General features: G+C 68.2%; 20 protein-coding genes. 11 read left to right on the top strand and 9 right to left on the bottom strand.

The window, feature by feature from the left end:
• Positions 1-22 precede the first annotated feature (22 nt).
• The gene (locus Ate02nite_RS36150) at positions 23-2,245 is read right to left on the bottom strand and encodes a beta-glucosidase (protein WP_239147960.1); all 2,223 of its coding nucleotides are present in this window, start codon (positions 2,243-2,245) and stop codon (positions 23-25) included.
• A gap of 318 nt (positions 2,246-2,563) precedes the next feature.
• Between Ate02nite_RS36150 and Ate02nite_RS36145 the strand changes: the two genes are divergently transcribed.
• Positions 2,564-3,199, top strand: coding sequence for an alpha-ketoglutarate-dependent dioxygenase AlkB (locus Ate02nite_RS36145; RefSeq protein WP_203812402.1), 636 nt, complete (start codon positions 2,564-2,566; stop codon positions 3,197-3,199).
• Positions 3,200-3,207: 8 nt separating this feature from the next.
• Here the strand turns inward: Ate02nite_RS36145 and Ate02nite_RS36140 are convergent, their stop codons facing one another.
• Positions 3,208-4,020: a hypothetical protein gene (locus Ate02nite_RS36140; protein WP_203812401.1), complete on the bottom strand. Its 813-nt coding sequence runs from the start codon at positions 4,018-4,020 to the stop codon at positions 3,208-3,210.
• 158 nt (positions 4,021-4,178) lie between these two features.
• Here Ate02nite_RS36140 and Ate02nite_RS36135 point away from each other — a divergent pair, with 158 nt between their 5' ends.
• The 10 genes from Ate02nite_RS36135 to Ate02nite_RS36090 are packed head-to-tail and all read left to right on the top strand — an operon-like array spanning position 4,179 to position 13,075.
• Positions 4,179-4,886, top strand: coding sequence for an ABC transporter ATP-binding protein (locus Ate02nite_RS36135; protein WP_203812400.1), 708 nt, complete (start codon positions 4,179-4,181; stop codon positions 4,884-4,886).
• Positions 4,883-5,587, top strand: coding sequence for an ABC transporter ATP-binding protein (locus tag Ate02nite_RS36130; protein ID WP_203812399.1), 705 nt, complete (start codon positions 4,883-4,885; stop codon positions 5,585-5,587). The genes Ate02nite_RS36135 and Ate02nite_RS36130 overlap by 4 nt, the downstream gene beginning before the upstream one ends.
• Positions 5,588-6,466, top strand: coding sequence for a branched-chain amino acid ABC transporter permease (locus tag Ate02nite_RS36125; RefSeq protein WP_203812398.1), 879 nt, complete (start codon positions 5,588-5,590; stop codon positions 6,464-6,466). It abuts the gene before it with no gap.
• Positions 6,463-7,473: a branched-chain amino acid ABC transporter permease gene (locus Ate02nite_RS36120; RefSeq protein WP_203812397.1), complete on the top strand. Its 1,011-nt coding sequence runs from the start codon at positions 6,463-6,465 to the stop codon at positions 7,471-7,473. The genes Ate02nite_RS36125 and Ate02nite_RS36120 overlap by 4 nt, the downstream gene beginning before the upstream one ends.
• On the top strand, positions 7,470-8,735 hold the full coding sequence (locus Ate02nite_RS36115; RefSeq protein ID WP_203812396.1) for an ABC transporter substrate-binding protein: 1,266 nt from the start codon (positions 7,470-7,472) through the stop codon (positions 8,733-8,735). The genes Ate02nite_RS36120 and Ate02nite_RS36115 overlap by 4 nt, the downstream gene beginning before the upstream one ends.
• Before the next feature lie 48 nt (positions 8,736-8,783).
• Entirely contained in the window at positions 8,784-9,527 is a 744-nt protein-coding gene (locus Ate02nite_RS36110) for an SDR family oxidoreductase (RefSeq protein WP_203812395.1), read from the top strand.
• On the top strand, positions 9,524-10,303 hold the full coding sequence (locus Ate02nite_RS36105; RefSeq protein ID WP_203812394.1) for an SDR family NAD(P)-dependent oxidoreductase: 780 nt from the start codon (positions 9,524-9,526) through the stop codon (positions 10,301-10,303). The genes Ate02nite_RS36110 and Ate02nite_RS36105 overlap by 4 nt, the downstream gene beginning before the upstream one ends.
• Complete coding sequence (locus Ate02nite_RS36100; RefSeq protein ID WP_203812393.1) at positions 10,300-11,292, top strand: phosphotransferase family protein; 993 nt, start codon at positions 10,300-10,302, stop codon at positions 11,290-11,292. The genes Ate02nite_RS36105 and Ate02nite_RS36100 overlap by 4 nt, the downstream gene beginning before the upstream one ends.
• Positions 11,292-12,494 (top strand): acyl-CoA dehydrogenase family protein, encoded by a 1,203-nt coding sequence (locus tag Ate02nite_RS36095; protein ID WP_203812392.1) that lies wholly within the window; start codon positions 11,292-11,294, stop codon positions 12,492-12,494. Before Ate02nite_RS36100 ends, Ate02nite_RS36095 begins: the two co-directional genes overlap by 1 nt.
• Positions 12,491-13,075, top strand: a complete 585-nt coding sequence (locus Ate02nite_RS36090; RefSeq protein ID WP_239147959.1) for a TetR/AcrR family transcriptional regulator — start codon at positions 12,491-12,493, stop codon at positions 13,073-13,075. The genes Ate02nite_RS36095 and Ate02nite_RS36090 overlap by 4 nt, the downstream gene beginning before the upstream one ends.
• Positions 13,076-13,138: 63 nt before the next feature.
• Here the strand turns inward: Ate02nite_RS36090 and Ate02nite_RS36085 are convergent, their stop codons facing one another.
• The 7 genes from Ate02nite_RS36085 to Ate02nite_RS49890 form a co-directional block, all read right to left on the bottom strand.
• On the bottom strand, positions 13,139-13,435 hold the full coding sequence (locus Ate02nite_RS36085) for a barstar family protein (protein WP_203812391.1): 297 nt from the start codon (positions 13,433-13,435) through the stop codon (positions 13,139-13,141).
• Positions 13,436-13,437: 2 nt separating this feature from the next.
• Positions 13,438-19,860 (bottom strand): RHS repeat-associated core domain-containing protein, encoded by a 6,423-nt coding sequence (locus tag Ate02nite_RS36080; RefSeq protein WP_203812390.1) that lies wholly within the window; start codon positions 19,858-19,860, stop codon positions 13,438-13,440.
• Positions 19,861-19,875: 15 nt separating this feature from the next.
• Positions 19,876-24,348 carry an NIDO-like domain-containing protein gene (locus Ate02nite_RS36075; protein WP_203812389.1) on the bottom strand — a complete coding sequence of 1,491 codons (4,473 nt, stop codon included), beginning with the start codon at positions 24,346-24,348 and terminating at the stop codon, positions 19,876-19,878.
• A gap of 799 nt (positions 24,349-25,147) precedes the next feature.
• Positions 25,148-25,486: a hypothetical protein gene (locus Ate02nite_RS36070; protein WP_203812388.1), complete on the bottom strand. Its 339-nt coding sequence runs from the start codon at positions 25,484-25,486 to the stop codon at positions 25,148-25,150.
• Positions 25,487-25,518: 32 nt separating this feature from the next.
• Entirely contained in the window at positions 25,519-25,884 is a 366-nt protein-coding gene (locus Ate02nite_RS36065; RefSeq protein WP_203812387.1) for a hypothetical protein, read from the bottom strand.
• Between the two features lie 359 nt (positions 25,885-26,243).
• Positions 26,244-26,738 carry a hypothetical protein gene (locus Ate02nite_RS36060; RefSeq protein ID WP_203812386.1) on the bottom strand — a complete coding sequence of 165 codons (495 nt, stop codon included), beginning with the start codon at positions 26,736-26,738 and terminating at the stop codon, positions 26,244-26,246.
• A gap of 17 nt (positions 26,739-26,755) precedes the next feature.
• Positions 26,756-26,950 carry an RHS repeat-associated core domain-containing protein gene (locus tag Ate02nite_RS49890; RefSeq protein WP_354264050.1) on the bottom strand — a complete coding sequence of 65 codons (195 nt, stop codon included), beginning with the start codon at positions 26,948-26,950 and terminating at the stop codon, positions 26,756-26,758.

Genomic DNA, 26,950 nt, shown 5'->3' with positions numbered 1-26,950 from the left:
GCCCAGACCCGGAAGCCCTGGTTCAGGAGACGGTGAAGGAACCGGTCAGCGGCAGGTCACGGGAACTGGCCCCGACCTGCACCTGGTAACCACCGGCGGCGGTGTCCCAGGCGTGCCCGGCGGTGTTCCAGAAGCTCAGCGGCCGGTCCGGCGAGGTCGCGTCGATCGTCAGCTGCACCCGGGTGCTCTGCCCCGGCCGCAGCGTGACCTGGTCATATCCGACGAGGCGCTTGCCCGGTTCGCCGGTGGCCGACGGCAGCGTGAGATACAGCTGCGGGGTCGCGGTTCCGGTGCGGGCACCGGTGTTGCGCACGTCGAAGGTGACCGACACCGTGCCGCGCTTGCCCTTCAGGTGCGGGGTGACCCGCAGGTTCTGGTAGGCGAAGCTGGTGTAGGACAACCCGTAGCCGAACGGGAAGAGCGGCTCGATCGCCTGCGAGTCGTACCACTTGTAGCCGACCTTGAGCCCCTCGCTGTAACTGACCTGCCGGATCTCGGTGCTGCCGGCCGGCCGGGTGGTGGAACCGTTGGCGAACGTGCCGGGGTACTGCGCCGGAGTGTTCGTCGGGGTGTCGGCCAGCGACTTCGGGAAGGTCATCGGGAGCCGGCCGGTGAAGTCGGTGTCGCCGTAAAGCAACCGGGCCAGGGCGGTGCCCTGCTGGTCACCGGGGTACCACGCCTGCACGACACCCTTGACGCTCGCGAGCCACGGCATCGTGGTCGCGGTGCCGGTCTCCAGCACGACGACCGTGTTCGGGTTCGCGGCCGCCACCGCGGCGATCAGGTCGTCGCCGTTGCCGTCCAGCGCCAGGGTCGTGCGGTCGGCGAACTCGCCCTGCTTGGCGTAACCGAACACCACCGCGACGTCCGCGCCGCGCGCGATCGACGCCGCCGTGGCCGGGTCGGCCCCGCTGTCGTAGGAGACCGTCTGGCCCGCCGCGGCGGCCCGGCCGGTGATCGCGTCGAGCGGCGCCACCGGGTTGGGGCAGGCCGCCGACGTGCCGCGCCCCTCGGCACAGACCGTGCCGGCGCTGACCCCACCGGTCGGCGTGTTCGAGGCGGTCGGCCCGATCACCGCGATCTTCTTGCCGCTACCGGCCAGCGGCAGGATCGATCCGCCGTTCTTCAGCAGCACCGAACCGCGCTCGGCGACGGTCTGCGCGATCGCCTTGTTGGCCGGGGTGGAGGTGCTTGTCGACGGGGTGGCCGGCAGCGGGTGATCGAAGAGACCGGCCGCAAGGTAAGCGCGCACCACTCGCAGCGCCGCCGCGTCGATCTGTGCCACCGAGACCTGGCCGGCGTCCAGCGCGGCCTCGATGTTGGCCGGAGTGTAGAAACGCGGCCGGTTCAGCTCCTGGTCGAGGCCGCCGACCAGGGACGGGCCGGTCGAGTGCACCGAGCCGAAGTCGGAGACGATGTAACCGTCGAAGCCGGCCTCGGTCTTGAGCAGGTTGTTCTGGATCTGGTTCTCGCAGGCCCAGATCCCGTTGACCTGGTTGAACGAGCACATGATGCCGCCCGGCTCGCTCTTCGCGACGGCGATCGCGAACGGCAGGTCGTAGACCTCGCGCAGCGTGCGGCCGTCGATGTTCGACGAACTGGTCTGCCGGTCGAGCTCCTGTTCGTTGGCGATGTAGTGCTTGAGCACCGCCATCACCGGCTGCTTCGAGTTGCCCTCCTGGATGCCGTTGGTCTGTGCGGCGGCCAGGTTGCCGCTGAGCAGCGAGTCCTCCCCGAGGTACTCCGGGGTGCGGCCGGCCAGCGGGGTACGCGAGCTGGAGACGCCCGGCGCGAGCAGGACGTTCTTGCCGGCCCGGAAGGCCTCGTCGGCCTGGGCCTTGCCCTTGTCGTAGGCGAGGTCGTCGCTCCACGCGGCGGCGAGGGCGAGCTGCGCCGGGAAGACGGTCACCCCGGCCGGTCCGCGCACGTAATCGGGCCCGTCGGCGTAAACGACGGTCGGCGTGCAGGCGACCTGGACGGGATAGATGACGCCGCTGAACGTGGTCTGGGTGGGTGAGTTGGCGGCCTGTTCGTCGAGCCAGCGCAGCTTCTGTCCGAGGGTGCTGCGTGCCAGCAGGAGCTTGGCGCGCTGGTCCGGGCTCTTGCGGGTGTCCATCCAGGGACAGGCGGACGAGGGGTTGGCGCCGCTGGTCCGGGGCAGGCCGGCCGCCGGGACGCCGGTTCCGGTGGCGAGCAGGGTGCCTAGCGCCACGGCTATGCCAAACGCGGTTCTGAAACGATTCACTTGCCAGCCTCCTAATCGGACCCCGTGGGGTATGCGAACGAGAGAGGAGATGGTTCGGAACGCGACCCGCTAAGCCGCGGATCAACGCGATGTCATCGGCCTGTTTCGAAACGATGAACTGGCCCGATCATGCGTCCGCCCGAACCGCCGGACCTAGTCCAATGTGAACCGGCGTTAGCACGAAATAGACCTCGGCCACGTCGGCGCGAACTTGAAGCTCGGCATTTCCACAGGTGGATAGCGCTCCGCAGCGCCGCCGCCAAGGTCGGGAAACGCGCCGCCTGGTCGATCTTCGAACGGATGTACTAACATCACCCCATGACCAGCAACTACCAGCCGTCCATGCTTGATCTCGTGGCCGGGCCGGTGCCGTCGCTCGAGCCGTTCGCCGGCCGGCTCGTCCGGCATCGGCTGACCGTCGGGGCGTGGGTCGACGTGCTGCCCGGCTGGCTGCAGGGGTCCGACGAGGTCTTCGAGACGTTGCTCGGCATCGACTGGCGGGCCGACCGCCGCCAGATGTTCGACAACGTCGTCGACGTCCCCAGGCTGCTGCGCTGGTTCGGCGGCGACGAGCAGCTGCCGCACCCCGTGCTCACCGAGGCGCGCGAGACGCTCTCCGCCCACTATGCCGACGAGCTGGGCGAACCGTTCGTCACCGCCGGCATGTGCCTCTATCGCGACGGCCGCGACAGCGTCGCCTGGCACGGCGACACGCTGGGCCGCTCGGCCCGCCACGACACCATGGTCGCCATCCTGTCGCTGGGCTCCCCACGCCAGCTCTCACTGCGCCCACGCGCGGGCGGCCACGACACGTTGCGCTTCCCGCTGGGCCACGGCGACCTGATCGTGATGGGCGGCTCCTGCCAGCGCACGTGGGAGCACGCCATCCTCAAGACCGCCAAACCGGTGGGCCCCCGCATCAGCGTCCAGTTCCGCCCGTTCAACGTGGCCTGACCCGCGGGTCAGTCGGTGGGGAGGCCGAACTCCTCGCGCCAGGACTCCGGGCCCACGTCGTTGGCCCAGAGGACCGATCGGCCGCCGGCCGCGGCGATGGTGGCCACGGTCCGGATGAAGGACAGGCTGGTCGCGGGCCTGCTCTCGCCGGCGGCGGCCGCCGCCGCGGTCATCGCGGCGAACGTCGGTGGGTAACGGGGCAGGGGCAGGCGGTTCAGGGTGGCGGCCAGTTCGGCGGTTTCGGCCACCGTCAGCCAGCCGTGGATGCCCTCGGTTACGCCGTACTGATGACCCAGGGCCGCTCCCCTGGTGGCCAGCGCGTCCAGCAAGCCGCGCACCGGGTCGGCGGCCGGCACCTCCAGGCGTTCCAGCAGCGGGACGTAGTAGTCGGGGGTGATGGTGCGACCCAGGAACACCGACGGGCCCAGGCACCGGGACGCGACCAAAGCCTCGTGCAACACGTTCAGGGACTCGGCGCCGGCCGGGTCGCTGTCGCGGTGGAACGGGCATCGCGTGCGTTCGGGGCAGGACGGCGCATCGCAGCGGACCCGCTTGCCCACCGAGCGGTCGACCCGGGTGGGGCCCGCGTAGCGCAGGTCGGAGCCCAGCCACGTGCAGTGCCGGGCCAGGTCCACCGGCTCGGCCCGGTAGCGGTCGGCCAGGCGCGGCCATGCCTGGTCGTAGCCGTGTTCGGCCCGGGTGAACAGGTCGGCCAGCCACGACGCCGGTAAGCCCGTGCGCAGCAGAGCGGTCAGCACGGGGACGACCTCGCCCCGGTAGCGCTCGTAATCGAACACGAAGATTTCGGCGTCGGCGCCCACGATCACATCGTCGTCCGTCGAACGACCGGAGGGAAGCAAGTTACGGAGTAGTAACGAGACCATTGACGCCGGGGCCGAAAAAGTTACACTCCCAGTGTAAATAGTTGACCTTCAAACCCTCCACTCAGGACATCCACCGGTCCGGCCATGAGGTGATCATGTCAACGCACGCTGACCAGGGCCTTTCCCTCCATAACATCACCGTCCGCTTCGGTGGGCTGCTCGCTCTCGACGACGTCTCGCTCCGGGTTTCGCCCGGGCGGGTGGTCGGAGTGATCGGACCCAACGGCGCCGGCAAAACGACGCTCTTCAATGTAATCTGCGGGTTCGCCGCGCCGCAGTCGGGCGCGATCACGTTGGACGGCAAGCCGTTCAAGCCGCGGCCGCACCACCTCAACCGGCACGGCATCGCCCGCACCCTGCAGGGTGTCGGCCAGTTCAACGGCATGACCGTGCTGGAGAACGTGCTCACCGGCATCCGCACCGGCAAACCCACCGAAAAAGACGCCTACGCGGCGCTGGAGCAGACCGGGGTCGCCGAGCACGCGAACGCGTACCCGGCCATGCTGCCCTACGCCAAGCGCAAGCGGGTCGAGCTGGCCCGGGCCCTCGTCTCCCGCCCGCGCATCCTGATGCTGGACGAGCCGGCCGGCGGCCTGGACGCCGACGAGATCGACTGGCTGGCCGAGCTGATCAAGAACCTGGACACCACGGTGCTGCTTGTCGAGCACCACATGGACCTGGTGATGTCGGTCTGCGACGAGATCCTGGTGCTCGACTTCGGCAAACCGATCGCGCTCGGCTCCCCCGGCGAGATCCGGAACAACGAAAAAGTCACCGAGGCCTACCTGGGAACGGCCGCGTGAGCGCGCTGCTCGAGGTCCACGAACTCACCGTTGGGTACGGCGCGGCGCCGGTGCTGCACGACGTGTCGCTCACCGTGGACGCCGGGCAGATCGTCGCGGTGCTCGGGGCCAACGGTGCCGGCAAGACGACCCTCCTTCGTACCCTCTCCGGGCAGTTGAAGAGCGAAGCCGGCCGCATCACCCTGGACGACCAGGATCTCCGCGGGGTGAAGGTCGAGCGGATGGTCCGGCACGGCATCGCGCACGTCCCGGAGGGACGCGGCGTGGTCACCGAGCTGACCGTGGACGAGAACCTGCGGCTGGGCGGCCTGTGGCGGAAGCAGAAACCGAAGCTCGACGGCATCTACGACCTCTTCCCGGCGCTGGCCCAGCGCCGCAGCCACCTCGGCCACCAGCTGTCCGGCGGCGAACGGCAGATGCTGGCGATCGGCCGCGCGCTGGTCGCCGAGCCGCGGCTGCTGCTGCTCGACGAGCCGTCGCTCGGGCTGGCTCCGAAGATCACCGCGCAGATCATGGCGCTGCTGCGCGACCTGCGGGATCGCACCGGCCTGGCGGTACTGCTGGTCGAGCAGAACGTGCGCAGCGCGCTGTCCGTCGCCGATCAGGGTCTGGTGCTGTCGCTCGGGCGGGTGGTCACCCGCAACGACGCGGCCGCGCTGGCCGGCGACGCCGATCTCCGGCACGTCTACCTGGGGTTTTAAATGGACCGATTCCTTTATCTGACCTTTGACGGGCTCAGCCGGGGCGCGGTCTACGCGGCATTCGCGCTGGCCCTGGTGCTGATCTGGCGGGCTGCCCGGATCGTCAACTTCGCCCAGGGCGCGATGGCGGTGGCGACCGCCTACGCCGGCTACTCGGTGACCAACGCGACCGGCTCGTACTGGCTCGGTTTCATCGTCGCGATCGTCGGTGGGCTGGTGCTCGGTGCGCTTGTCGAGCGGGTGGTGATGCGGTTCGTCGACCACTCGTCGCCGCTGAACGGGGTGGTGGTGGCGCTCGGTCTGGTGCTGATCATCCAGGGCGTGCTCGGGATGATCTACGGCAACGAGTTCCGGCCGGCCCCGGCGCCGTTCAGCCGGGACGCCTTCCAGTTCGGCGGCGTCGCCCTGCTGTCGCGGTACGACCTGTTCGTCTTCGCCGCGGTGGGCGCGGTGGTCGTCCTGCTCACGCTTCTTTTTACCCGTACGCCTACCGGGTTGCGCATGCGCGCGGCGGCCTTTGCGCCGGATGTCTCGCGGCTGCTCGGCGTGCCGGTCAGCGGCATGCTGACCCTGGGCTGGGCGCTCGCCGCGGCGGTCGGTTCGCTGGCCGGGATGCTTGTCGTCCCCACCGAGCTGGGCCTGCATCCGAACGCGATGGACCTGCTGTTCATCTCGGCGTTCACGGCCGCGGTGCTGGGCGGCCTGGACAGCCCGGTCGGCGCGGTGGTCGGCGGCCTGGTCGTCGGCCTTCTGCTGACCTACGTGAGTGGCTATCTGGGTGCCACCGTCGCCCCGATGGCGGTCCTGATCCTGCTCGTGGTGGTGCTGCTGGGCCGGCCCGACGGGCTGTTCTCGAGAGCGAAGGCGAGGACCGCATGACGACCATCGAGGCACCCGAAAAAGTCACCACAAATCACCCAAAGACCAAAAGGCTGAGCCCGCTGCTGTACGTCGTCCCGGCCGCGATCCTGATCCTCGCCCTGACCTACACACTGCCGCCGTTCCGGAACTACCAGCTGGCGACCGTCGGCGCCTACCTCTGCGTCACGGCCGGGCTGACCATCCTCACCGGACTCAACGGACAGCTCTCGCTGGGCCACGGTGCCCTCATGGCGACCGGTGCCTACACCCTCGCCCTGATGCAGAACCGCTTCAACGTTCTCGCGCTCGGCATCCTTGCCGCGGTCCTGGTCACCACGGTGGCGGGCGGGGTCATCGGCCTGGCCGCGGCCCGCCTGCGAGGCCCCTATCTCGCCGGTCTCACGCTGGCGGTCGCGGTCGTCGTTCCGTCGATCGCCAGCACGTTCGACGAGACGTTCAACAGCGATCAGGGGCTGACCGTCGCCCTCGAGCCGCCGCCCGACGCGGTCACCGTCGAGCAGTGGCAGGCCTGGGTCTGCTGGGCGGGCGCACTGGTTACGGTGCTCGTCCTCGCGTACCTGGCCCGGGGTCGTTTTGGCCGGGACATGAAGGCCGTACGCGACGATGAGACCGCGGCCAAGCTCGCCGGGATCGGCGTCGCCCGTACCCAAGTCCTGGCCTTTGTCGTCTCCGCGGCCTGCGCCGGCCTGGCCGGCGCCCTCTTCGCCGTGCTGGCCCAAAGCGTCTCGCCGGGTGCCTTCCCGCTGACGCTGTCGCTGTTCCTGGTGATGGCCGTCGTGATCGGCGGCCTGGGCCGGCTCAGCGGCGCGCTGATCGGCGCGGTGCTGCTGGTGGCGCTGCCGGAGATCGCCCACTCGATCGCCGAGGACGCCGGCTCGCAGCGACTGGAAGGCAATCTCGCACTCACCTTCTTCGGCGTCGTCCTCGTCGCCGTCATGCTGGCCGCCCCCGGCGGCCTGGCCTCCCTCCGATGGAAACGCAACAAGCAGAAAGGCCGCACATGAGACGCACCGCGATCGTCCTGACCGCCGTGCTGCTGGCCGCAGGCTGCAGCAGCAACGGAAATGGCAATAGCAGTAGTGGAAGCAGCGATACACCCGGAGTAACCGACACCGAGATCACGGTCGGTACGCACATGCCGCTGACCGGCCCGGCCGCGGCCGGCTACTCGAAGATCGCGCCGGCCACCAAGGCGTACTTCGACTACGTCAACTCCAAGGGCGGCATCAACGGCCGCAAGATCACTTACAAGATCATGGATGACGGCTACAACCCGGCGAACACCCAGCAGGTCGTCCGGCAGCTGGTGCTGCAGGACAAGGTGTTCGCGATCCTGAACGGCCTGGGCACGCCCACGCACACCGGCGTGCTCGACTTCCTCAAGACCAACCGGGTGCCCGACCTGTTCGTGGCCAGCGGCAGCCGCAGCTGGAACCAGCCCGACAAATACCCCGGAACGTTCGGATTCAACCCGGACTACACGGTCGAGGGCAAGGTCCTCGGGACCTACGTGAAGGAGACCTACCCCGGCAAGAAGATCTGCTTCCTCGGGCAGGACGACGACTTCGGCCGGGACAGCCTGGCCGGCATCGAGAAGATCCTCGGACCGGTCACCGCCAAGCAGTCCTACGTGACCAGCAACCCCAACGTGGGCCCGCAGATCGGCGCGCTCAAGGCCGCTGCCTGCGACGTCGTCATGCTGGCCACCATCCCCGGCTTCACCGCGCTGTCGATCGGCACCGCCGCGAAGATCGGCTACAAGCCGCAGTTCGTGGTGAGCAACGTCGGCTCCGACCCGACCACCCTCACCAAGACGCTGGGCGCGGCCGCGCCGCTGCTGGAGGGCGTGGTGGCGGCCAACTACCTGCCGCTGGCGACCGACGACGCGAACCCGTGGATCCAGCTCTACAAGAAGATCAACACCGACTTCAACAGCAACGCCGAGTTCGACAACAACGTCGTCTACGGCATGTCGGTCGGCTACCTGTTCGTGCAGTCGCTGCAGGCCGCGGGCAAGGATCTGACTCGGGACAACCTGATCGCCGCGGTCGAAAAGGGCGGTTTCACCGGGCCTGGGCTGGTGCCGGTGCGCTTCTCGGCGAAAGATCATTCGGGGTACGGCGGTGAGCAGTTGACCAAGCTCACCGGCGGCAAAGCTACCTATTTCGGGACGCCGTACCAGACTGATGACGGGGATGGAGCGGTGGCCGCTTACACCGGATCGGCCGTCGCACCTCCCCAGGACGGAATCCCTACGGCACAGTAGCTTCTGGGGTACCGCAATATATTTTGTATTCGAGCAGAGGGAGCGGCGATGGCGGACCAAGTGGCGATCGTGACCGGGGCCAGCAGGGGAATCGGATTCGCCATCGCGCAACGCTTCGTAGCCGAGGGCTACAAGGTGGCGATCACCGGGCGTAACGCGGAGGCCCTGGACCAGGCGGCCAAGGACCTCGGCGGCGCCGACGTCGCGATCGGCATCGCCGGCAAGGGCGACGACGCCGACCACCGGGCCCAGGTGATCGACACCGTCCTCGGTCAGTACGGGCCGATCACCACGCTGGTCAACAACATCGGCATCAACCCGGCGTACGGTCCGCTCGGCTCGCTCGACCTCGGCGCCGCCCGCAAGATGATCGACGTGAACGTCCTCGGCACGCTCGGCTGGGTGCAGGAAGCCCTGCGCGGCGGGCTGGCCGAGGGCGGCTCGATCGTCAACATCTCGTCGGTCTCCGGCGTGCGACCGGCACCGGGGATCGCGTTCTACGGCGTCACCAAGGCCGCGCTGATCCACCTCACCGAGGAACTGGCCGTCGAGTTGGCGCCGAAGGTGCGGGTCAACGCGGTCGCCCCGGCCGTGGTCAAGACCAAGTTCGCCACCGCGCTCTACGAGGGGCGCGAGGCCGAGGTCTCGGCGTCCTACCCGCTCCAGCGGCTCGGCGTGCCCGAGGACGTGGCCGGCACGGTCGCGTTCCTGTGCGGGCCGGACGCCGCCTGGATCACCGGGCAGACCGTCATCATCGACGGCGGGCTGCTGCTCACCGGGGCGGTGCAATGAGCAGGCGGGTCGTCGTCACCGGCGCCGGCGGCGGGATCGGGGCGGCCCTGGCCCGCCGGTTCGCGGCCGACGGCGCCCAGGTGATCGTGAGCGACCTGGACGCCGCCGCGGCCTCGGCGGTCGCCGCCGAGATCGACGGGCTGGCCGTCCCGGCCGACGCCGCGAACGAGGACGACACCCGCCGGCTGATCGAGGTCGCCTGGGCCGAGCTCGGCGGGGTCGACCTGTTTTGCTCCAACGCCGGGGTGCTCACGGCCGGCGACGAGAACACCCCCGACGCGGCCTGGACCAGGGACTTCTCGGTCAACGTGCTGTCCCACGTGTACGTCAGCCGGCATCTGCTGCCGCGCTGGCTCGACCAGGGCGAGCCGAAGCGGCTGCTGATCACGGTCAGCGCGGCCGGGCTGCTGTCCATCCTCGGCAGCGCGTCCTACGCGGTCACGAAACACGGCGCCCTCGCGTACGCGGAGTGGCTTCGGGCGACGTACGCCCACCGGGGTCTGGTTGTTCAGGCTCTTTGCCCGCAGGGCGTGCGCACCGACATGCTGACCCGCGGCAACGAGGGTGGCAGCGCGGCGGCCGCGTTGCTGGCCGAGGGAGCGCTCGAACCGGCCGAGGTCGCCGAGGTCGCCGCCAAGGCGATCGAGGGCGAGAGCTTCCTGATCCTGCCGCACCCCGAGGTGGCCGATTACTACAAGTTGCGGGCCACCGACACCGATCGATGGCTTGGCGGGATGAACAAACTGCAGCGGGCGTACGAGGGGAGTCCTCGATGAAAGGACTCGACCTCGCTGCCCTGAAGCAATACCTCGGGTCCACCCGGGAACTGACCGGCAGCATGTTCGCCGGTGGGCGTTCCAACCTCACCTATGCGATCACCGACGGTGAGCAGCGGTGGGTGTTGCGGCGGCCGCCGCTCGGGCATGTGCTGCCGACCGCGCACGACATGGTTCGTGAGCATCGCGTGCTGGAGGCGCTGTCCAAGGCCGGCTTCCCGGCTCCGCGGCCAGTGCTGTTGTGCACCGATGTCGATGTGATCGGGGCGCCTTTTTACCTGATGGAGTACGTCGACGGGCGGATTTATCGGGACTCGTTGGACCTGGCCGCGCTGGGTGAGGACGGCCTGCACACCCTGGTGCTTTCCCTGGTGGACACCCTCGCCGACCTCCACGCGCTGGACCCGGCCGCCATCGGGCTCGCCGACTTCGGCCGGCCGGACGGCTTCAACCAGCGGCAGGTCTCCCGGTGGAAGAAGCAGCTCGACGCGTCGCACAGCCGGGACGTGCCCGGCATCGCCGAGCTGCACGCGCGGCTGGCCGTGGACGTCCCGACCGGCGGGCCCGGCACGGTGGTGCACGGCGACTTCCGGCTCGACAACGCGCTGATCGGGGACGACCTCAACGTGCGGGCGGTGCTCGACTGGGAGATGTCGACACTCGGCGATCCGCTCAGTGATGTGGCCCTGATGCTCGTCTATGCCGGTCTGCCCCTGCAGGTCAGTGACGGGCGGGCCACCGTACCGCTGAAGGTGCCCGGTCATCCCAGCCTGCGCGAAATGAGCGACCGCTACGCGCAGCGGAGCGGTCGCGATGTCAGCGACCTGCATTGGTACGTGGCGTTCGCCGCATTCAAACTCGCCGTGATCCTCGAGGGCGTGCACTACCGATACGTTCAGGGGCAGACGGTCGGTGACGGTTTCGATTCGATCGGCACCCTGGTGGGCCCGCTGGTGATGCGCGGCCACGAGGCGCTGGAGGGGAACTGATGGACTTCGAGTTCGACGCCAAGACCGAGGACTACCGCAAGCGGCTGCTCGCCTTCATGGACGAGTACGTCTACCCGGCGGAGCCGTCCCTCGCCTCGCACGACGGCTGGGAACCACCGGCGGCCCTGGGTGATTTGAAGACCGCCGCTCGCGCCGCCGGACTGTGGAACCTCTTCCTGCCGGGCTCCAACGGCGCCGGGCTGACCAACCTCCAGTACGCGCCGCTGGCCGAGATCACCGGCCGCAGCCCGTCGCTGGCGCCGGCCGCGCTGAACTGCGCCGCGCCCGACACCGGGAACATGGAGGTGCTCAACGAGTTCGGGTCCGCGTCGCAGCAGGAACAGTGGCTGCAGCCGTTGCTGGACGGTTCGATCCGGTCCGCGTTCGCGATGACCGAGCCCGAGGTGGCCTCGTCGGACGCCACCAACATCGGCACCCGCATCGTGCGCGACGGCGATTCCTATGTGATCAACGGCCGCAAGTTCTACATCAGCGGCGCGATGAACCCGAACTGCAAGATTTTCATCGTGATGGGCAAGACCGACCCGACCGCCGCCCGGCACGTGCAGCAGAGCATGATCCTGGTCCCCCGCGACACACCTGGCCTGCGGGTCGAGCGCGGCATGCGGGTCTTCGGCTACACCGACGGCGATCACGGTGGGCACGCCGAGGTCTTCTTCGAGGATGTACGGGTCCCCGCGGCCAACCTGATTGGCGAAGAAGGCAGCGGCTTCGCCATCTCGCAGGCCCGCCTCGGACCCGGCCGCATCCACCACTGCATGCGCCTGATCGGCATGGCCGAACGCGCCCTCGAACTGATGTGCACGCGGGCCCTGGCCCGCACCCCCTTCGGCAAACCGCTCGCCGAGCAGGGCGTGGTGCAGGACTGGATCGCCGAATCCCGGGTGCGCATCGAACAGGCCCGGCTCCTGGTCCTCAAGGCGGCTTGGCTGATGGACACGGTGGGCAACAAGGGCGCGCACACCGAGATCCAATCCATCAAAATCATCGTGCCCAGCACCACCGAGTGGATCATCGACAAGGCAATTCAGGCACACGGCGCCGCCGGCGTCGGCCAGGACACCCCGCTGGCCGCGCTGTGGGCCGGAGCCCGCACCCTGCGCCTGGCCGACGGCCCCGACGAGGTGCACAAACGCTCCCTCGCCCGACGGGAGTTGAACCGCTACCGGAGCGAAAAGTGACCTCTCCGCCACAAAAGATGGACGGCCGCACCGCCCGTTCCGAACGCACCCGCAACGCGATCGTCGACGCCCACCTGCAGCTGATCCGCGAGGGCGACCTGCGCCCGACGGCGGACCGCATCGCCAAGCAGGCCGGGGTGTCGCTGCGCGCGCTGTGGTCGCATTTCGCCGACATGGAGGCGCTGTTCGCCGAAAGCGGCCAGCGCGTCCTGGAGCTGCGCGACGCCGCTCACCGGCCGGTATCACCGAAGTTGCCGTTGGCGGAGCGGGTCGACGCTTTCTGCCGGCAGCGGGCCCGCCTGCTGGAACAGATCGGCCCGAACGCCAAGGCGTCAGCGGTGAAGGAGCCGTTCTCCGAGGCTCTGCAGAGGTACCGCAAGCTGCACATGGTCCGGGTGCGCGAGGAGTTGGCAACGCTGTTCGCCACCGAGATCAAGGACGACGAGGAGTTGTTGAACGCCCTGACCGCGGTGAGCATGTGGGCAACGTGGTCAAGCTGGCGCGAGGTGCTTGGTTTGTCGGTGACAGCGGCGAGGGCCGCCATGGCCCGCACCATCACGTCTCTCCTCACGTCCGCATGAGCAGTGACCATCGGTCGCCGGGGCTAATTGAACCCCGGCGACCGAGCGGTCGAACCGACCAGCCTACTGTCGAATCTCGACGGTGAACCGATCCTTGTAGCCCGCCTCGACATCTCTGGCCGCCACCTTTTGCAGGATGCCAACGATCTTGCGGAACAGGTCGTCACCCATGTGTTCGCGGCTCTTCGCGGCATCAACCCAAACGAGTTCGACCGGGCGCTCGACATCAGTCGTCAGTCGGTCCCACAATGCATCCAAGTTCTTACCGTAATAGGGACCGAAGTCCAGCTCACGGGCGAGGAATCGGTGGAGATCGAGCTCTGAGTTAATCCGATCTCCAGGAATTATTACTGACGCCATATTTATTTCCAATTTGGCAGTTGGAAAACGGACTCATAATGGTCGTGCGTGACGTAGGCAAGACCGTCATCGGAATACAGCAGGCGGGTTCCGGGTTGCTTGGCCCGCCTCATACTACCGATCAGGCCGACGTCGGCCTCGAACCAGCTTCGTCCGGCAGCCGAAGGCAGGATGTTGGTGGTGTTCTCGAAGGTATCTCCACCGATCTGCCCGCCTGGCACGTGATTCCAAAGAGCCTTACCGGGCTCCCAGCCCGCCGCCTCAGCCTGCGTCTTGGTCACGTAGTTCGAGGGCAGACTCCCGCTGCTTCGCAGGGACTCGACGAGCGGATTCGCGGCCTCAGCGGTCCTCAGGTCATTACTGAGGCCGACACCGGCGTTTACGTTCGCCGCCCCACCGCTAATTCCGTCGTCCGCCGCGCCCGCGGCCGCTGACGAGCCCGACTTCGTAAAGGCGCTACGGCTGAGGCCGCCGGCTATGCTGCCGGCTTCTTTCTTCATGGCGGCGCCGCCGGCCGCGAAGACCGCCTTTGCTCCGGCTCCGGAGGCCAGGCTTGAGACGCCGGCTTTGATGCCGGCGCCGCCTATCGAGCCGACGCCGCCCGTGAAACCGCCGATCACGCCGCCTATCGCGCCCTGGACCAGCATTCCGCCGAGACTGAAATTGCCCTTGTGCTCGACTTTCGTCTCGATCGCGTACTGGACCATGCTGCCTACCGCGCCGGCCAGGGCACCGCAGGCGACCACGCCCACCGCGCCCACGCCGGTGGAGCTGAGTAGCGCGCCGCAGCCGACGCCGACGGCCACGCCCACCACCGTGCCGATGATGACGGCCTTGTGGTCGTCGACCCAGTTGAGACCGGCTGTCGCTGCCTTCTTGGCACAGCTCCAGCTCCAGCCGCAGCCCTTCTTTTTCTCCTTCTTCTTGGCCGGCTTATCGTTGCCGTCCGACTGGGAACCATGGTTGAAGTACTTGTCCGGCGTGGTGGTGTGGTCGCCGGGGTCCTTGGCGATCATTAGGCCGGACGGGTCGGAGTGGACGATCGGGTTGTTGAGGGCGTAGGCGTAGCCCTCCATCGACTGCGGATCGCCGGTGTCGAGTACCGGGTCCACTGAGATGAAGCGGCCCAGGGACGGGTCGTACTCGCGGGCTCCCAGGTGGGTCAGGCCGGTCGGATCTGCTGTGCCGCCCACGAAGCCCTTGGTGTTTACCCAAGCGACTGCCTGGCCTCGGGCTGTGCCGAAGGGGGTCTGGCGGCGGATCGTCGACGCCTGGGTCTGCTCGTTGATGGTTACGTTCTGGGTGCCCTGGTGGTCGGCGGCCAGCCAGTCCAGGCCCGAGGCCGTGCGCTGAGCCACCGTGCCGCCGCCGAACGAGTAATAGCGCGTGCAGCTCGTTGCGCCTGTGCTGTTGGTGTAGCGGAGTTCCTCGTTTGGCAGATACAGCGTCTTGCCGGTGGTGTCTCGGCTGATCAGGCGGTTGCCGTCGGCGTCGTAGACGTAGCTGGTGCTACCGGCCGTGTCGGTGACGCTCTGCAGGTTGCCTTCGGCGTCCCAGACCAGGCTCTGGGTGCCGTTCGGGCCGGGGCGGGTCTTGGTGTTGCCGGCCTTGTCATATGTGTAGGCGGCCGAGCGCGTGCCGGTGTTGTCGGTGGTTGTGGTGCCGTCCAGGGCGTGTGGCTGGCCCGTCGTCGGGGCCGTGGGGGTGCTGTCGTCGTACGTGTAGTTGGTGGTTACGTCGCCCTTTGACGTCGCGTGGTCGACCAGGCTCTTGCGGGCGCCGCCCAGCGAATACGTGTAGCTCTGCCAGTACGGCGCCGCGCCGCCCAGGCCCGCATTGGTCGGCGTCGCCGCGCAGTCGCCGGTGCCGGGGGTCCAGGCCTCGGTCAACCGCTGGTAGCGGTCATAGCTGTAGCACTGGGTGTCCGCGGCGGCCGTGTCGGCCATCTTGGTCACGTTGCCGGCGTCGTCGTACGTGTAGTTGAGGTCGGAGACCGTGTTCGGGGAGACGCCGTCGCGGTGGACGCTGATCTCGTTGAGCCGGCCGGTGGTCTGGTCGGTCTCGAAGTTCAGGTAGGCGCGCGAGCCCTGACTGCTGAAGAAGCCGGCGTACAGGGTGTATTGGGTGGCGTGGGCCAGGGCGTCGTACTGGCTGGCCGAGACGATGCTCGACTCGGCCTGGGTGCCGTAGACGTTCAGCAGGGTGGACGCCTGGTCGTAGTCGTTGTAGCCGTAGAACAGGGTCTCCTGCTGCAGGTCACCGGTGGCCGGATAGCCGGCGGCCCGGATGCTGCCGTCGGGGTTGTAGCCGGTGGTGAACTGGTAGGTGCCGTTCAGCCCGGTCTCCGCCGACGGGATCGTCACCTCGGACACCAGCGGCTGGTAGTGCTGGTCGTACTTCTGGACGGTGCTGACGTAACGCGTGGTCCCGTCGACCCGGCTGGACTGGAACAGCTGGCCCTTCACCGGGGTGGTGCCGCCGTCGAAGGTCGCCTGGTCGTAGTCCCACTGGGCGAGCTGTCCGCTGGTGGAGACGCTGGTCCCCTTGTAGAGGCCGATCTTCCGGTCCAGGTCGTCGTACGTGTAGGTCAGCGCGACGTTGTTGCCGTCCTGCGTGGTGGTGACCCGGCCGGCGTTGTCGTACTTGCTCAGGGTCGTGCCGGCGTCCGGGTCGACGCTGGAGGTCTTGCGACCGCGCAGGTCGTACGCGTAGGTCCATTTGCTGCCGTCCGGCGTGGTGACCGAGTCGAGCAAACCCTTGCGGTTGTACGCGTAATCGGTGTGGTCGTAGTCGGTGCCGGTGGCCGACCGGGTCGGGTACTGCCGAAGCTGCACGGTGCGTTCGCGGGCGTCGGTCCAGGTGGATGACGCGGTCGCGCCGGCCGGCGGCTGGACGTCGGTGTGGTCGCCGCCGTACACCGTGGTGGTGCGCCAGCGTTCGACCGTCTTCGGCTGGAAGACCGAGCTCACCGGCCGGCCGGCCCCGTCGTACACCGTCTTGGTCTGGTTGGGAATGTCTTCCTGGGCCAGCGGCTGCACCAGTGTGGTTCCCGGCGCGCCGGTCTTGTCGTAGTAGGCGCCGTTGCTCAGGTAGGCCCGTCCGGCCGCGTCGTAGAACGTGTCGGTGAGGATCCGGCCGCCGGCCGGCGAGGCCGTCTGGGTCTGCCGGGTCCGCAACAGGCCGTCATAAAGGGTGTACGACTTGGTGACGCCGCCGGCCGGGTTGAGGTGACTGGTGGTCACCACGTTCACGCCGTCGGTGCGGATCAGATAGTCGTAGGCGACGTCCGGAATGTCGGAGTCATAATTCCGGCCCGGCGACCACATGCCGGTCAGCCGGCCCAGCCCGTCGTACTTGAGCGTGGTCCGCAGCTGATTGACGTCAACCGTGGCGGTGGCCAGACCCCAGGCCGGCTCGATCGCGCTCGTCGTCGTCCAGTTCAGCGGGTTGGTGTCGACGGTCTGGGTGACCGGGCCGGTGGTGGCCGGGGTGTAGGCGGTCGCCGAATGCCGGTCGAGCGCGTCCCACGACTCGACCACCCGGCCGAGTGCGTCGTAACCGGACCGGGTGACCTGCACGTAGGTCGGGCTGCCGCTGTTGTAGACGCTCATCTGCTCGGTCTTGGTGACATCGCCCTTGGTCGGCGCGACGCCGTAGTCGTGACCGTCGTAGTACGTGCGAGCGTCGCCGATGACGTCCGCCTCGGCCACCGTGCCGGTGATGTTGGCGCAGCCCACCGCGTACGTCTGGACGCGGTGTGGCAGTGCCATCAGCCACAGCGTGGTGTTGCGGGGTTCGTAGGTGGTGGCGGTGCACTGCTCGTCGCCGGTCACCGCCTCGTCGCCGTAGTCGTCGTTGCGCACTGCCATGCCGTACGCGTCGAATGTGGTCTTGGTGTAGGTCGTGCGGGTCCACGGCGCATGATCGAGCGCGGTGCGCGAGTGGGTGCCCTCGGTGTTGACGAACCGGGCCTGAACGGTCGCTCCGGCGATGGTGCGGGTGGCGGTGGCGGCCGATTTCCACGGGTCGTTGATGTCCCCGGACACCTCGGCCCCGCCGGGACCGTTGAGGACCCGGGTCTCGCGGGTCATCCCGGAGAACGCGTCGTCGTCCGGCACCGAACCGCCGAGCGAGTCGGGCACCGACGCCGACCTCGTGCTGGTCGAGGTCAGGAAGTCGCCGTTCATGCCGCGGAAGAAAGTCGACTCGGTGTAGGTCTGGCTGCCCGGATCACCGGTGGTGACGCCAACCTTCTGGTAGCCGCGCCACTGCGACCAGGTCTTCGCATCGTCCGAGATGAGGCCGTCGTCGTCGGTGTAATGCCAGGCCGGGTCGCCGATGTAGGTGTAGTGGTGGAGCACTCGGGTGGCCCCGCCGGTGCGGTCGGTCTCGGTGACCTCGTTGACGACGTACCGGTTGAAGTAGTCGGTCTGCTGCGGATAACCGGGCGGCGACCAGCGCACCGGATAACAACGCTTGGTGTTGGCCGACGGGCTGGTCGGCTTGCTGGTCGAGGTGCAGTCGCTCTCCAGGTAGTCGACGTGCACGATCGCGCCGGTCTCGGAGTTGATGTCGGTGAGCCGGGGCCAGTTCATCGCCGGCGCGTTGTCCACCGCGTCGACCCGGTTGGGCAGGGCCCGGCCGGTGAAGGTGACGTCCGGCAACGACGTAGTAGTGCCGACCAGGCCGACGTGGCTGATCTTCGAGAGCCACAGGCCGGCCCGGGTGCCGTCCCCCGGGTCGGGGAAGGAGTGGGTGAGCGTCCACCGCTCGACCGGCCGGAATTGACCGGTCAGCACCGCGTACGTGCTGGTGGTGACCGTGGCCAGGCGTCGGGTGCTGTAGAACGACGGCATCCGGGCGTCGCACGACGTGGTGCTCGCGCAGGCCAGGTCCAACGGGGTGTCCGGCCAGTGCGCGGCGTCTTTGGTGGTGCAGGCACTCAGGCAGCGGTCGCCGTAGTCGAACTGAATCTGCGCCGCGGCATGCCCGTTGAAGACGGTGTCGGTGCCGGTGGCGAGGTCGGGCTCGACCCGGGTGCCGTAGCTGACGTGGTCCAGATAACCGGCCCGGACGTACGACTTAATGCCGCCCGCGCCCGAGGTGTAGTTGTTCGAGTCGGTGCCGTACCAGTACGACATGGTGTTGTTGTGCGGGTCGACGACGTAGTCGAGGTTCCACCGCCAGGCCTGCACGCACGACGACGCGGCGAAGGTCGTCTGGTGGCAGCGCTCGCCGGTGTTGTTGCCGAAGACCGGCACGGTCCAGGTCGACTTGGTGGCCGCGGCGGTCGTGAAGCCGGGCAGCTTGTTACGGCCGAACCAGTACTGGGTGCCGTTGGTCGAGGTGACGACCCACCACTCGCCGTTGTAGGTGCCGTTGTCCGCGCCGAAGCGCCGCTCCACCTTGGAGCCGTCGTCGTTGCGCAGGTGCCAGAGGTTGTCGTTGCCGGCGTCCTTGATCAGGTCGCCGCCCGAGCCGCTCAGCGAGAGCGACGCGTTGTCGGTGACCCAGCACTCGTCGTCGGCGATCTTGTCGGTGTCGCTGGTGTTGTTGCCGCCGGTCGTGTCCGAGCTGCAGTTCTTGTAGCGCCGCTCGATGAAGCCGCTGGTGCCGAGCTCGAAGCCCTCACCGGCTTCGGACGGCTGGTTGTTCGACGAGACCATCCGCCCGTCGACCGACTGCGAGGAGTAGCCGAGCTCCAGGGTGGGGACCGGTCCGTTCAGGCCCGGCGGCACCCGCATCGGGAACGACCAGGAGAAGTTGCCCGAGGAACCGCCGGCCGACCAGGTGCCGGACGAGTTGAGGGTGGTCGCGCCATAGCTTCCGGACGGCCCGGACGGGGCCGCAGCCAACGCCATCAGCGTCGTCGCCCCGACCGCGACATCCGCGGTCGCCTGCTTCGCAGCGACATCATTCCGGGTGGGGACCTCCACCCCGGCACATTCCTTGCGCTGCGGGGTGGTCAGAGCACAATCCGGCAGCCGTACGAGTCTGAGCCGACTCGCCCAGTCCCCGCCGTACGCGGTCGCGAACTTGCTGTAATCAACAGTGACCCCCACCGGGGCCTTCGCATCGTCCGTTCGACGCACCCGGAACAGCAGCCCGGCGACCTTGGCCCGATCCGTGGCGGCCCGGTCCAACACCTCCACATTCATCTTGGCCGTCTTTGCCGCACGGAAACTGACCGGCGAGGTGCCGGTCGCGGTAGGCCAGACCGGCGCGGGCTGAGCACCGGCCAGCTTGGTGAAACCGCCCGGAGCAGGTTTCGCCGAAACCTTGCGCACGGCGATGCTGGGCTGAGCGGCCGCCGCCGGCGGGGTGTATGCCTTGGGCTTGGCCGCCCAGACCGGCTGCTGCTGAAGGGTGACGGCGAGGGCGGCCGACACGGTAAGTGCGATTGCCGCAGTGAACCGAGATTTCACGATGACCTCCCCGGCTCAGCCGGCAACGGGCGGGTAGATGGTGACCGAGTTGCCGTTCCGCAGCGCGCGCATGACGCTCTCGTAGTAATTAACGCCCTGGCCGTCCGGTCCCCAGATCCAGAACTCGATGTGGTTGCCGGTCGCGGCCGCGTCGGGCAGGTCCTTGAACACCACGGTCTGGGTGCCGTCCTCGCCGAGGATCACCTCGAACGTGCACCGGACGCCGGGATGCTCCTCGAGATAGACGTTCCGCCACTCGACGACGAACTTCCGGTTCGGTGCGGTCCCGGCCGACTTGGTCAGCACCTGCGACTGCCCGTCCAGGCGTACGTAGCTGGCCGGCCACACCCAGGTGCCGCCACCCCAGCCGATGTCCGGGCCGTCGACCGCGGTGGTGAACTGCAGCTGGCCGTAATCCATCACGCCCACGCTGGCCACGTTCCGCCCGTAGAACGGAAAGTTGAATCCGATCGGGACGGTCACCGGGTCGTCGCCAGACGGGCTGATCGGGGTCTCCCCCGGTATCCAGGCGGTCGTGCTCGGCGCGCAGGTCGGGTTCCAGTCGTCGACGCCGGGCAGTTGCAGCGTGAGGTTCTCGGTCAGGTAATTGTCGACGACCAGGTTCGGCTCGCCGCCGCGGGCGCAGCCGCCGAGCGCCCACAGGCTGTAGGTCGCCTCCTCGACCTCGGGCAACTCGTAGTAGCCGCTCTCATCGGTCCACTTCTCGTGGCCTTCCAGGTACAGGTACGTACCGGGGGCGGGCTGCCCGTCGTAGAGAATCGTTCCGGAGATCGTGTAGGTCGGGATCGGCCAGGCGTCCTGCGGATAGTTGAACGTCACGGCCGTGCCGTCGGCCAGGTCCGGCGACTCGAACACGTCCTGCACGGCGTAGGCACCGCCGGGGCTGGTGACGCCGACCGCGGCGGCCAGGCCCTTCGACCAGTCGTCGTACAGACCCGAGTAGTTGAAGGAGATGTCGCCGTTGGGTGCGAGCACCACCTCGAAGCTGAAGCGCGTCGCCTCGGCCGGGTCCTCCCAGTAGAAGTAGACGTTGCGCCACTCGATCACGAAGCGCTGCGCGGCACCGGTCCCGGTCACCTTGGTAAAGACGCCCGACGAGTCGTCGAGGGCGAGGTCGCACCAGAACGGCATGAGCGCGGCGACCGGTGCGAAGTCCCGGGCCGGCAGGCTGACCGGGTCGTAGTTCATCCAGCCGCCCGGGTCCTTGAAGGACATCACCCCGTTTGTCGACACCCAGGCCTGGTCGTAGGAGGTGCCGTAGTACGGCATCGAGAACGGCAGCGTGATCGCGTCACTGACCTCGTTGTCGCCGGTCAGGCCGATCTTCGTGGTGCCGGCGACGAAGGCCGTGCCGGCGGCCAGATCGCACTGGTAGCCGAACCGGTCGGCGGTCGCCGGGTTGAGCGCCAGGTTCCGGACGACCGCGGTGTCCACGTTGACGTCGGTGCCGGCGGTCTGGCTCGCGCAGCCGGAACCCCCGTAGACCGCACTCACGGTGTAGGAGCCGGCCTCGATTCCGGTGAACGAGTAATCCCCGGTCGCGTTGGTGACCTGGGTCAGGTCACCCGGCGTCAGCAGGACGGTGATGCCGCTCCGCGGGCTACTGGTCCGGCCGTCGGTGACCTTTCCGGTAAGCGCCGGCGGCGCGGTGAACTCCAGGGCCACGGTCGCGGCCGGTGATACCCGGCCGGCCGAGTCGATGCCCCAGGCGTAGAACGACGGCTTCTCCAGCGCGGTCGAGGTGACCGACACCGTGGTCTGCCCGCCGGCCGCCGGCAGCGTGACGGTGGTCGGCGTGCCCGTGCCGAGCTGGTACTTGACCTGGGTGACGGCGGTGTCGCCACCGGCGCTGATCACCCCATCCAGGTTCCGGCCGGCGTAGGTCGACGTGCTGGCGAACGTCAGCAGCGGCGGGTTCGGGTAGCCGATCAGGTCGAACTCGTGCTCGGCGGTGCCCACCACCCGGCCGTAGATCCGCACGTCGTCGATCGCCCCGGGGAAGTAACTGCCGGCGGTGACCCGGCCGACCGTCACCGCGCCGGTCGCGTCGAAGGTGGTCGACGTCCCGGTCGCCGTCTGCTGCACGCCGTTCACGAACAGCCGCAGCGCATGGCTGGTGCCGTCGTAGGTGGCGAACAACCGGGTCCAGGTGCCGGTGGTAGCGGCCGCGTTGGACAGGATCGCGACGGTGGTCGGCGCGGCCGCGTCGGTCTGCGCCACCGCGAACCGCCACTTCTGGTCGGCGACCGAGTAACTGAGCTGGTACGCCGCCGTGTTGGTGCCGTTCTGGGCGACCACCACCCGCTGCCCCGAGCCGGTCAGCGAATCCAGCCGCACGGTGGCGGCCACCGTGTAACTGCCGTTGGTGTGCAGGGTGATGGCGGCGCCGGTGCTCGGGTCCCGGGTCGCGATCGGCCCGCCGGTGGCGGCGGACTGCGAGGTGCCGTTCAGCTGAAGGGCGCTGCCGTAGCCGCCGCGGCCGGCCGTCCAGGTGCCGGTCGGGGTGAGCGTGTTGCCGTGGGTGCTGTCGTCGGTGCCGTTCGACGCGTCGAAGGTCCACCGCGCGTCCGGCCCGGTGCCGGCCCGCACGCTGAACTTGTAGATGTACTCGGCCGAGTAGTTACCGGCCTTGTCCTTCGACCAGACCCGCAGGTTGTAGGCCTGGTCCGCAGTCGGCGTGATGGTGATGGTGGCGCTCGGGCTGGTGTTGGTGGCCGCGACCTGGTTGGCGGCGGCGGCGCTGACGCCCGCGTCGAGCGTCCACGCGTACCCGGCGAAGTCGGTCGGCACGGTGGCCGGCGGCAGCAGGGTGAAACTGCCCGGCGTGCCGACGCCGCCGTGGAACTGCCCGTCGTTCGGATAGACGGACGAGGTCACCCCGGCGGGTATGCCGGGCGCGCTGATGTCCACGGTGAACTCGCACGTCGGCGAGTACTGCCCGTAGTCGATGCCGTCGTTGGTGATGGCCTGCACGGTGTACTTCCCACCGTCGACCAGCTTCCCGGCCCCGATGGTGGCCGTCGCGTACTGCCCGGAGACGATCGAGGACTGCGCGACCGTCTGGGTGCCGGTTCGGGTGCCGCCCTGGACGTACCAGTAGAACCAGCCGGTGAGCAGCCGGGCCGTACCGTCCGGGTCGGTCTGCCGGGCCTTCAGGGCCGGCGTCAGGGTGCGCACGTACGGCTGGCCGGAGCCGCGGGTGCACGGCTGCCCGCCGACCGTGATGGTGTCGGGCACGTTCGGGTACGAGTTGTAGATGACGGTGAGCAACGCCGTACCCGCGTCGAACTTCTTCCATTGGTTGACGGTCGTCTCGTCGACCGCCCGCAGCCCGAAGGTGAGGGTGCCGTTGGTGCCGCCGGACGCGGTCGACACCGCCGAGGTGACGCCCCACTCGGTGCGCCGCCGCACCCGGTCGTGCGCGTGGCTGTTCGCGGTCGCGACCACCCCGCCCCAGGTGCTGGCGTTGTTCGACCAGTTGGTGGCGGCGCTGATTCCGCCGGTGACCCGCACCTGGGTGCCGTAGTCGGTGTTGGTCCAGGAGTAGACCGTGTCCATCGACAGCTTGGCGTCCTGGATGTGCTTGTGCAGCAGCCCCGAGATGCCGAAGGCGAACATCGACCGGTAGATCATGCTGGCCGGGTCGTTGGTGTAGCCGACCTTCGCGCACTGGATCGACCCGTACGGATCCGGGCAGTCGGACCGGTCGTAGCTCCAGTACTCCTGCGTCGAGTACTTGCTGTTGATCATCGTCCAGGCGGTCCGGCCGAGCGCCGGGTCGATGTAGACCGGGAACTTGGTGGCCTTGTCCCGCAGCATCGCGGTGTCCGGGTGGATGACCAGGTCGTTGCCGCTCAGCTGCAGCGGCATCGCGCGCCGGGCCGCGCCCGGCGTGACCACCCGGGCCGGCCGGCTGTCGCCCGACCGGGTGGAGTCCCACATGACCGGGTCGCCCGACCCGAACAGCGTGGCGCCGGACCCGTCGACCGCGGTCAGCGAGCCGCCCGCGCCCTGGGTGAGCCGCAGCTTCGTGCTGGAGGTCCGGAACCGGACCGCGGACAGCGCCGGGTTGGCCGCGGCGGCCGCGGTCTTCACCACCAGAACCTCGGAGAAGCCCTCGGCCTGCGCGGTAAGGACCAGATCAACACCGGGCAGGACCTCGGCGTACGTCGCATTGGCACCGGACAGCGTCGGAGCCGGCAGCGCAGTCGGCCAGTGCAGGCCCAGCTCCGACTCGCCCTTACCGATCGTCGCAGCCGCCGCAGTCCCGCCACCGGAGAAAGAGATCCGCATCGAGGTCGCGGCCGGCACGATCCGCCCGTCGGCGTCACGGTGCAGCGTCGGGTCAGGCTTGACCCACCGCCCACCGGAGTTCTTGACCCGCTGGACGGCAGCGGCCGTCTCCGCGGTGAACGACCCGTTCGCGTTGGCGAAGACCCGGGTCCGCTCACCGAGCTCGGAGAGCACCTCAACCCGGCCCCGGCAACTCGCCGCCGCCCTCGCGGCCGCAGTCTCGTCAGCCGCGTTGTCGGGACAGCTCGTCTTGGGTGCCGCAGTCGCCGAGGGCGCAAAGCCCACCACCGCGATCGAGCCTGAAGTCAGAAGAAATGCCGCGAAAATGGACATGAAGGAACGCGTGCACCGACGCACCAACGCCACCGTCTTCCCCGTGAAGAACGTCTTACTGATGGGTTGGCGTTCTGCCCCAGCCGGAACGCTTGCCCGGCACACTAGGGACGCAGCGATACACCGTCAAGTAGATGAATATCTACACAGCTCGAACTACGCAGGCGGCGTCCAGGTGACGCCTTCACGCGCCAGCCGGCCGAGAATCCACTCACGGCCCGCCTGGTCAGCTACCCGCCAGGCGTGAGCGAAGGGGCGCTCCCGCCGCCGGACGCGCCTGAAGAGCCCACCAAATCCCGGAATCCGAGTACGGGCGTCCGGCATGTTGTGACAGAGGTCAGCGAGCCACGCGATACACGCGACGTAGTCGTCACCCGCCCACCATTCCATGGGCTTCTTTCGCCGCGCCATCGCGCGGATCTCCAGCAGAGCAAGACCCCTCAGCAACGAGCCGACATACCAGTCATCCGCAACTCTCACCGGCCGAGACACTGACCTACTCCCTGATCCTCCCCGTACGCCCGAGGCTCTTTGCGGCATCGGCCCAAACAAGATCGACGTGGTATTTGGAAATATCGATCAGTCCGGCGTTTCGCAGCCAGACGACGCTTGCTCCGAGTCCGCGAGGAGTTGGCGACAGTCAGTCTGCGCTATGCGGCCACGCATCCAAGCGGGCGACAATGTCGTTCAGCGCCCGTTCGAACGTTGCATTGTCAGACCCGCCGCTTTGTCGGCTGCACCAGACCTCTTCGAGGTCGTCCTCGATCGCTCCGAGCTCCATCAACCGCTCACCATAGGCCACTGCCTGCCGTATCGCCGCCTCTGGCAAAATCACTGTCTCAATCTGCCCGGGCGGCCACGCCTGTTCTTTTTCGACCAGCACACTGATAGTGCAACGTGCCTGGGCAGCGATCCCACGGCCAACGATCTCCACGGCCTGCGCGCGGCAGTCAGGACTGTGAAGGATCTCGTCGAACAAGCCAAGAGTTCGCGAGTTGCGCAGCGTTCCAGTCACTGGTCTTCAGCCGCCTTCCGCACCGCTTCCACCGCCTTCCAAGCCAGCCAATGCAGTAGCTGACGCTCCACCTTTCGCGGGGCAGGACGCAATCTCCGGTAATCGTCCACGGCGATATCCAGGCGCCCCAACCCCATGCGCTCTCCTTCACCCATCTCCGCCGACAGGCCGCCGTAAAAAGCGATCACCCGGCACCTCCATGCGGGAACCGGAGCAACTTCGTAGACATGCGGAAGGAGAAGATAGAAATGGCTTTCGCCCACGGTCAGGCCTGCCACGTCGCACCCGAGATGAACCCCACGAGCGACATCGACGAGGCCCATCAACTCCCGAGCCGAAACAACCTTGGTCTCTTCGGGCACGGCAATCCCTGACCGGGCACGCACCGTGCCTTCCTGCCGAATCGACAGCCATCGCCTCAGCATGGGTCAGTCAGCCTCATGATGGCAATCAGGGTACGCGTCGAGATCCCGGTGGCCAGGCATGCAATTAGGCGAGACGCCGCTCACCGGCCGGTGTCGCCGAAGATGCCGCTGCGGAGCGGATCGACGCGTTCCGCCGGCGGCAGGCCCGCCTGCTGGATAGATCGGCCCGAACGCCAAGGCGTCAGCGGTGAAGGAGCTGGCGGCGCGGACCGCCATGGCCCGCACCATCACGGCCCTGCTGACTACGACGTGAGCCTTCTTAGTGCCGAGCGCCTGAGGCGCTCGGCCCTAAGGGCCTACGACACCTGATGTTCGCGGCGAAAGGCCGCCAACCGGTCCTTGTCGTCATCAACGGCTTCGAGAATGTCGAGCACGAATTCCGCATTCGACCCTCGAAGGATTCCATAGAGCGTCCAGACACCATCGCGAGCCTTCGCGACGCACCGCTCGGCGAGGTCGTCGTTCCCGAGTTCGTACTCGGTCCGGTGCGGCTCGCTGTAGACGATGGTGTGCAGGATTGTCAGGAACTCATCCTCGACCCAATCCTCAAGCCGGCCGCCTGCCAGCGCCGCCAAAATCACGCCGGTCGCCGGCAGCGCGATCTCATAGAGCATGGATTGCGTCTCAAGGCGACCGTAAAGGCTGTATCCGGCCGCATCGGACTGGCGACCGCCGTCCAACAGGCGTGCGAAAACCTCCGGCACCGACGGCCCACCCGCCTCCGGTGCCCGATAGGAACGCCAGTCGAGTCGTCCGAGCTCGGTCCTCGCCGCGCGAAACGAGACGGCCATGCTACAACCACCTTTCACTACTGCGGGGCGCCGGTGTCGAGTACCGGGTCGTGTGAGATGAAGCGGCCCAGTTCGGGGTCGTACTCTCGGGCACCCAGATGAGTCAGGCCGGTCGAGTCTGACCTGCCGCCTACTTTCGTAGCCGAACACCGCCGGCCGCGCGACACCAGATCAGGCCACCAGCCGACCCTGGCGGCCAGCCCGGGCGCCAT

The organism is Paractinoplanes tereljensis (genome assembly GCF_016862435.1).
Lineage (GTDB): Bacteria > Actinomycetota > Actinomycetes > Mycobacteriales > Micromonosporaceae > Actinoplanes > Actinoplanes tereljensis.
Note: the sequence above shows the minus strand (reverse complement) of the source record. Positions and strands in the feature narration are given on the sequence as shown.